Genomic DNA, 8,020 nt, shown 5'->3' on the forward strand with positions numbered 1-8,020 from the left:
AAGTTATTTTTCGCGTTCTTTAAGTAATGAGTATGAAGTTGTGAGTAATGAGTAAATACCTATAGGATTACTATTTGATTTTTGAACGAAATTAGGTATTGTAGAGGAGCCAGTGCGTTGCGGAGGTTCCCGACGCTCGCAAACTCGCTAACGCTGCGCTATCCGTTGTAGCAACTGGCGTTGTGTTAGAACGGAGTTCGTAACGCACTCTTATCAAGGGTTTGATGCCGTACTCTCCGTGCTAACACATCCTACGGATATTTTCATAAATCAAACCGGATTCCTATATTACTCATTACTTGTTACTTATTACTCATTTAATTTGCTTCACCGATGATGACACCAAAACTGTATGAATAAAAAATGGGTAAATCTCATCAAAGTCAACACCCTGGCATAAGCCCCTTGTTTATTAATATTTATTGTTTAATATTATAAAATAGGTAATCAGCCGTATAATTCACGGGAATTTCTTGGTTTTGAGATGATTTGTCACACCCTTTAACAGGAGCTTTTCCACCAACTGTATTAATTCGTTGAATCCAATTGACTTGGCGGAAAATACCATTTCCCTCATGAGATTGGGCCTTTAATAATAGCCAGGGAATGGCATCTTCTTGTGGTGCATCTGCCTTAGATTTCAACTTTCCCACAACTTTGCTACCGTCTTTGGCTTCCCAGGTTGGGCCTGCATAATGCTTGCCCAAATCTTGCCCTTGCTCATTCAGCAACACGGCATCAGGAGCCTTAAACGTCCACTCATACTGCTCAGGTGATTCTGATTTCGGTTTGCAGATATAGATTTGTGAACCCTTGGCAGATGCTTTCAAAAGAAGTTGCTCACCATTTGGAACTTTTATACTATCAGGGATTGCAGCCACATCTGCTATGGGTTGGGGAGACTCCATAGTTCCTGCGATCGCAGTTTTGCTCGAAACACCACACCCACTCAACATCAGCAGTGAAAAAACGATGCTACAATTAATCGGAATAATTTTATAAAAAGTAGGTGGCATAATAGTTCCTCCTTCATTTTTCCTTTTAAAGCTTTTGTCGCGCCATCAGTTGGGCAAACAATCCTGGTTGATTTGAGAGTTGATTGAAGCTGCCTTCTTGGACTACACGACCATTCTCGAACACATAGATGCGATTGGCGTTGCGAATGGTACTCAGACGGTGAGCGATCGCAATTCGTGTTACCTTCAAACGCTCTAAACTTTGACTGACAATCGCTTGGGTGCGGTTATCTAGGGCACTGGTAGCTTCATCAAACAACAAGATTTTGGGTTTTAATACTAGCGATCGGGCAATCAATAATCGCTGCCGTTGTCCTCCAGATATATTAGTTCCCCCTTCACTAATTACCGTGTGCATTCCCATTGGCATCGATTCGACATCCTCAGCAAAGCCAGCCATCCGCGCAGCTTCCCACGCTTCATCCATCGAGATCGTTGCGCCACTGGCGATATTTTCAAATATGGAGGCAGATGTCAAGCGGCTATTTTGCATCACAACGCCTAGTTGACGACGCACTGCATGAATATCCAGCCCTGCTAAATCTTGTCCGTCGTAGTAAATTGTGCCAGATTCCGGGACATCAAATCCTAGTAATAATCGGAACAGCGTTGATTTTCCACTCCCCGAAGCTCCAACAAAAGCGATAAATTCGCCAGGTTCCGCATGGATGCTAACATCATCCAATGTTAATGGCCCGTCATCTCGATACCGGAAAATCACCCGATCCACAACCACTCGCCCAGAAAGCCGACCTGGATCGCTTTTTTCAGAGTCAACTTCCGGTTTGGATTCCAGAATTGGCAGCGCTCGTTCCCACAAAGGAACCACTTGCAAAACATCTATAATCGTGCTGCTGAGACTGGTAGCTCCACCGATAAATGTGCCAAATGCCGCATTAAATGCTAAAAATACACCTGTAGATAAACCGCTTTCTTGGGAATTAGCTTGCTGAAGTAAACTGCTGGCAAACCAGAAGAGGATTGCTGTAGTCAATACAGGCAAGATTTTATTAATTACAGCTAGAGCATCTTCAATGCCTTGAGTACTCAGCATCCATTTGATTTGCTGACTATACTGTTTTCCCCAAAAAGCAAAGGCGCGAGCTTCTGCGCCGGCGACTCGCAATTTGCTAACGCCGTTGATTAACTGCACCATCACCCCTGAGAGTTGTCCTTGTAACTCTAGTAAGGGACGAACCTTCCGCAGAGTATAAATTCCCGAAACCAGAGTAATAGTAATGTTGACAAAAGCAACCAGAGTGGCAATTAACGCCAGCGAACCGTTGTAGTAAAAAAGCAGTCCTAAATTCAGAAACGCGAACAAACTAGTGAAAATACTTCTGAGAACCGTGCTACTAAGTTTTTGGCGGATTTGGCTAATGGCGCTTACCCGTGAATTCAAGTCTCCAGTTGAGTACTGGCGGAAGAATGATGCTTTCAGGTTCAATAATCGATCCCAGACTGCTGCTTGGGTGGAAGCATCAGCAAAGGTTTCTACCCGCATGATGGCAAAGCCTTGGGCAAGTTGAAACAAGGTGCTACCAAATGCAGTTGCTAGCAGCGCTAAGGCAATTTGCACTAATAAACCGCGATTGGCATCAGGAATCGCACTATCAATCAAGATGGCCATAGCTTGGGGGACAATCATTCCTAATAAACTTGTCGCCATCCCCGCAGCCAAGACAATCAGCAATTCTTTGTAATGTCCTTGGAGAGCAAATTTTAGTAAATCGAGGGTGGTGAGGACTTTATCAGGTAATGGGCGATAGAACGTATACCCAGTGAGCGCCAGTTTAATCGCACTTTTAGCATTAACTGGAGTGCGCGATCGCTCAATTGGATCAAAAATCTCATAGTGCGTATCAGATACAGGCAACAGCGCCACCGGATGGTTATCTTCCATCGTGTAAGCCAGCATAGCACCGCAATCCTTCTTCCACCATTGACCCTGCAAAACAATTATTCGGGTTCGTAAACGAGAAGCCCGAGCGATCGCTTGTAGCGGATCTTGAACTCGTTTCAGGTCTTCAGACTTGGCTGGCGGTCGAATCGTCACACCCAAAGTCCGCCCCACAGCACCCGCAGCAATGAGCAACGCTTGGTCAAAATCATTGGCTTCAATTTGAGCAGAAGCGGTAATTTGCGGAGATTGCAGCAACGAGGCTAACTCGCCCAGCGTCTCCTTCATTACGCGATCGTTGAGGTGTTGTCGTTCCTTAAATCGGTTTAATTCTACCGCTTTTTCCTGCTTTTCTAGAAGAAAAAGGCTTTGTAGAAAATAGACTTGCAGTTGAAAAAGCCCCCGAAACAGAATATTAGCATCCTCAATCTCAGCCGTATTTAAGGTTTCCAACTCGACTGGATCTTCAGCTTGAAACCACATATCTGCACTCAACGGCAACAATCCTGATTGAGGCGTGACTAACAGTTCCTCAAACCCCATCCAAATCGCGTACCCACGCTGAATTTGCACCCAGGATACAAGCTCCCGTTGTGGTTGAAAAATCTGACCATTGCTGAGTGAGAAATAGCGCATCCCTTCTTCTTGAAACGGTAGTGCATGTGGAGTAACAGAAGACAGCACCAATCCTAGTTGCTCAATCCATCCCTCAATTAAAGTTAGGGCTTCGTCATTGCCATCAGCGAGAAATTTCTGAAAATCTTTGATTGAGACTTTTAGAAGTTCCGTTTCTTCAATGGACACCGCCAGAAGTTGATACGGCATCGGCAGGGAATCGCTGACGATGCCAAACATTGCCTGTCTGGTTCGGGTTGTAAATAAATAGCGGCGACTTCCTTCAGCAATTCCTTCTTTCATCGGAATGGCAAACACCGCCAATGAACCTGATTTCACCACCCAAATCGTCTCTGGATCGTTAAGAATAATTGGTTCATTGCCTTTAAACTGATAATACTCTCCCGGCAACCTGGCAATCCGAATTTGATCTAACATATATATTCCTGCTCCATAAAATTAATACAAGTTTTTTATAATGGGTAATTTTTAACGAACCGCGTTCGCGCAGCGTCTCGTTAGAGAAGGACGCAAAGAACGCAAAGGAAGAAGAATTTAAGAAAATTTGGTGCAGTTTCTACAAAGAATTGGTATGAGTTATCACAATACATAAGCATTTCTTTCTTCTCTTCCTTTGCGGTTCGTTCCTCATATAGTTTTGTGCATCTTCATGCAGAATTAAAAATTACGCCTCTTGGAGTGCTTCCCCTTCACTGCGAATCAATTGCAAATACTTACCTTCAACCTGCTGTAATTCCTCATGGCTACCCCGTTGCACCACCTTGCCGCGATCGAAGACAATAATTTCGTCACAATCCCGAATTGTGCTTAACCGATGCGCCACAATTACACAAGTACAGCCACGCTCCCGGAGTTTCTGATCGATCGTTTTTTCTGCCTCAGCATCAAGCGCACTGGTCGCTTCATCCATCACCAAAATTGCCGGATTATTTACTAAGGTGCGGGCAATTTCTAATCGCTGTCGCTGCCCACCACTCAAATTAGATGCCCCTTCTGCGAGGTCAGCGTTATAACCTCCAGGCATGGAAAGTACTACATCCTGAATAGCAGCATCTTTACAAGCGCGAACCAAGTTACTAAAAGGAACAGTCGAATCCCAAAGGGTGAGATTGTCGCGGACACTGCCTGCAAATAGCGAGATATCTTGCTCAACTAGGGCAATTGAATTAGTGAGAATCGATCGCGGAATATGTTTTCTGGGTTTACCATCAAATAAAATCTCTCCCGCCCACTCTTCGTATAATCCACACACCAGCTTGGCAACGGTTGACTTACCCGAACCACTACCACCCACTAAAGCGACTCGTTGACCGGGTTTAAGTGAAAGACTGAGATTTTCAATCAAGGGAGGTGCAGAGCGGTTATAGCCAAAGGTGATGTTATGGAGTTCAACATAACCCTGAAGTCGAACGTTTGCGGCAGGTAGTTGAGTTGTTGATGCACTTATGTTTTGCTCTACAGCCGGGTCGATCGCATTGCGTAACACATCATCCAATCGACCCAAATTGCCTTCCATTTCTTGGAGTTCACCCGCTAAACTCACCAGATTATTTACAGGCTCTAGAAATCTTTGCATTAAGGCTTGAAAGGCAATGAGCATCCCAATACTGAGTACGCCATCCATTACCCGTAGCCCTCCCACCGCGAGCAAAAGCATGGATGTAATAGAGGTGAGAAATGACGGCAACACACCCAGGTTTTGATTAGTTGTATCCATTTCTTGGCGGGCATTGATGGCTTTAGCGTAATAACCTGCCCACCGGGAAAAGAATTCTGACTCTAGCCCTGATGCTTTGAGCGTTTCCATACTTTGCAGTCCAGAAATCGCTACCCCGCTCACTTTGCCTTGTTCTTGCATTAATCGCAAGTTGGCATCGACACGCTGCCGGGAAACCCATCGCCAGACGCTGACATTGATGATGACAAAAGCAATGCCGATCGCAGTGAGAACGACATCATATTGCAGCATCACTAAAGCATAAAAGACAACGGTGAAGCCGGAAATAACTGTTGTCGCTAATCTTCCTGAAAGCAGATTTGCCAAACTATCGTTGAGGCGAACACGGCTGCTAATTTCTCCGGCAAATCGCTGATCGTAAAAACTCACTGGTAGCCGCAAAATATGCCACAAGAATCGGCTAGACATCCCCACAGCTAGCTTAATTTTCATGCGTCGCAGAAATTGCAGCTGAAGCAATGTTAAAAAACCATTTAATATGGCTGTGAGGATCATCCCTAAAATTAACGGCCGCAACCAATCACTTCTGCCTTCAATTAAGACATTATCGACAAAGGCTTGGGAGAATGCAGGGATGGCTAATCCGGGAATCACTAACAGCAAGCCGGCGATTACACAATAAATCAGCGCTCCCAGAGAACTCTGCAATCGATCCCATAAGGATAATGTCAGGCTCGGTTTCCGTCCTCCTGGCTGGAACTCTGCACTTGGTTCACCAATTAACACTACCCCAGTAAAAGACTGATCGAATTCTGGCAGGGAAACTGTACGCGGCCCGGTGGCAGGATCGTTAAGATAAACTTTGTCTTTGGCAAATCCTTCAACTATCAGAAAATGGTTGAAATTCCAAAAGACAATATAAGGACATTGCAGTTTGCGTAACCCAGCCAAATCGACCTTAAAGCCTTTTGCCTGCAATCCATAGCTGCGAGCCGCATTGAGAATATTAGATGCTTTACTGCCATCCCGTGAAACACCACAGGCTTGGCGGAGTTCTGCAAGGGGGACAATGCGATCGTAGTAGCCTAAAATAATCCCCAGTGCGGCTGCACCGCATTCCACTGCCTCCATTTGTAAGAGGGTAGGAGTCCGACGGCGGCGATCGGGACGGCTGATCAGCCGTTGAATTTTTTTAAATCTACGCCCAATTTGTGATTGAATTTGCCGCATAATCAATACATTCCACTCCACGATCGCAGAATCGGAAATACAAAGGAAATCGGGGATTGTTCATCCACTTTCACACGCACTGAGGTGGTGGTTCCAGATGTAATTTGACTATCTGGCCCTTTAGACGACGACCACCGAAAACGGGTTTTAGTCGATGGATCTGGCTGAAGTTCTGCGAAAACTTGAATTTGTGCCCCTTCTGTGGTTAATCCTTGCAAAACTTCCAAGCCGCCGACAACGCTCGATGCGCTCTCTTTACTAACCGGAAAGGCAGAAATACTTGTGACTTTCCCGATAATGCCACCAAAGCGTTCTCGTTTAACGGTAGAAGGAGTGACTTGCAATTCCATCCCCTTTTGAATCTTTTTGCCTTCGCTGACCGGGAAAAATGCCACCCCGACTAACTTATTCCCGGAGTCTCTAGCTTCGATTGTGCCAATGCGAGAGCCTTTTTCGAGGGTTTGTCCAGGAACGGCAGAAAGTTCTAAAACTCGTCCATTGAAATTGCTAGTAACCTGGCTGTTTGCTTTTATTTCTAATCTTAATTCTGCGATCGCTCGCTGCGTGTCTTGAATTTCTTTTTTCCGATTAGTAGAAATACTTAAATCTTGTTCTGCTTGCCCGGCAAATTTACTATCTAGTACTGCTAACTGAGCTTGTAGTTCTTTAGTTGAATTTATATTTGCTAAGAATTCTCGTTCTGCATCAGCTTCTCTAACATTAAGTTGTTTGAGTTGCGATTCGATTTCATTGATTCTAGTTTTGCTATTGAGAAATTCCTGTTGCGCCTGAAGAACGGTATCACTCGAAACTGCTCCTTCTTGGCGTAACTTTTGGCGAATTTCAAATCGTTCTTTGAAAGTGGGTATTAAATCTCGCGTTGTCTGCAACTGTTCCTGTAAGCTCTGACGCTCTTGCTGAATCGACTCCAGACCTTTACTTCTGAGAATTGGCGTTAGGGATTGGGTTGTTTTTAAAGTTTGCAGGAGCGCCTGACGTTGTTGCCCGATCGCACCCTTATCTAAAACCGTTCGCTGAAGTTGCAGAGAATTGGCATTTTTGTCTTGTTCTTGAAGTTGAGCAAGCTTGACTCGTGCAAGTTTCAACTTATCTTGAAGTTCAGTTTGGTCGATTGTCGCTAGTACCTGTCCTTTCTTCACCTCATCACCTGTGCGAACAAAGAGCATAAGAATCTGCCCAGAACTAGGAGACTGGAATCCAACGACTTTGCTAGGAAACACCACTACGCCTTGTCCGGCTACGGTAATGGGAATGCGACCAAAAACACTCCAAGTAAGTCCAACGGCAATTAGAGATCCCATCGCAACCAACGGAATCCACTTCTTTGGTTGAACCACCTGCATGAGTTGATCGAGCCGCTCTGGAGAGGATAAGCGATCGAGTGCTTCTTTACGAAATAGATTGTTTTTGTTGGTCGTCACCATACTGACTCCATTCAATTTGTAGAAATTTGTATATAAGATAGGGACTGGCGACTGGGGACTATAAAATTAGAAGTTAAAAACAACAGAGATAGAGATAAAGAGTAAATTTACCCCA

General features: G+C 44.8%; 4 protein-coding genes. All 4 read right to left on the reverse strand.

Features of this window, described 5'->3' with window-relative positions:
• Positions 1 to 419: 419 nt before the first annotated feature.
• Positions 420 to 1,016, reverse strand: a complete 597-nt coding sequence (locus CDG79_RS20360) for a DUF3455 domain-containing protein (protein ID WP_094343735.1) — start codon at positions 1,014 to 1,016, stop codon at positions 420 to 422.
• A 25-nt stretch (positions 1,017 to 1,041) separates the two neighbouring features.
• Complete coding sequence (locus CDG79_RS20365) at positions 1,042 to 3,969, reverse strand: NHLP bacteriocin export ABC transporter permease/ATPase subunit (RefSeq protein WP_094343736.1); 2,928 nt, start codon at positions 3,967 to 3,969, stop codon at positions 1,042 to 1,044.
• A gap of 247 nt (positions 3,970 to 4,216) precedes the next feature.
• Entirely contained in the window at positions 4,217 to 6,460 is a 2,244-nt protein-coding gene (locus tag CDG79_RS20370; RefSeq protein ID WP_094343737.1) for an NHLP family bacteriocin export ABC transporter peptidase/permease/ATPase subunit, read from the reverse strand.
• Between the two features lie 2 nt (positions 6,461 to 6,462).
• Entirely contained in the window at positions 6,463 to 7,905 is a 1,443-nt protein-coding gene (locus CDG79_RS20375) for an NHLP bacteriocin system secretion protein (protein WP_094343738.1), read from the reverse strand.
• Positions 7,906 to 8,020: the final 115 nt, after the last annotated feature.

This window comes from Nostoc sp. 'Peltigera membranacea cyanobiont' 232, assembly GCF_002245985.1.
GTDB lineage: Bacteria > Cyanobacteriota > Cyanobacteriia > Cyanobacteriales > Nostocaceae > Nostoc.

Bases quoted from the DNA above. Each gene is read 5' to 3' on its own strand.
- CDG79_RS20365 (WP_094343736.1), bottom strand. From the start codon at position 3,969: ATGTTAGATCAAATTCGGATTGCCAGGTTGCCGGGAGAGTATTATCAG.
- CDG79_RS20360 (WP_094343735.1), bottom strand. From the start codon at position 1,016: ATGCCACCTACTTTTTATAAAATTATTCCGATTAATTGTAGCATCGTT.
- CDG79_RS20370 (WP_094343737.1), bottom strand. From the start codon at position 6,460: ATGCGGCAAATTCAATCACAAATTGGGCGTAGATTTAAAAAAATTCAA.
- CDG79_RS20375 (WP_094343738.1), bottom strand. From the start codon at position 7,905: ATGGTGACGACCAACAAAAACAATCTATTTCGTAAAGAAGCACTCGAT.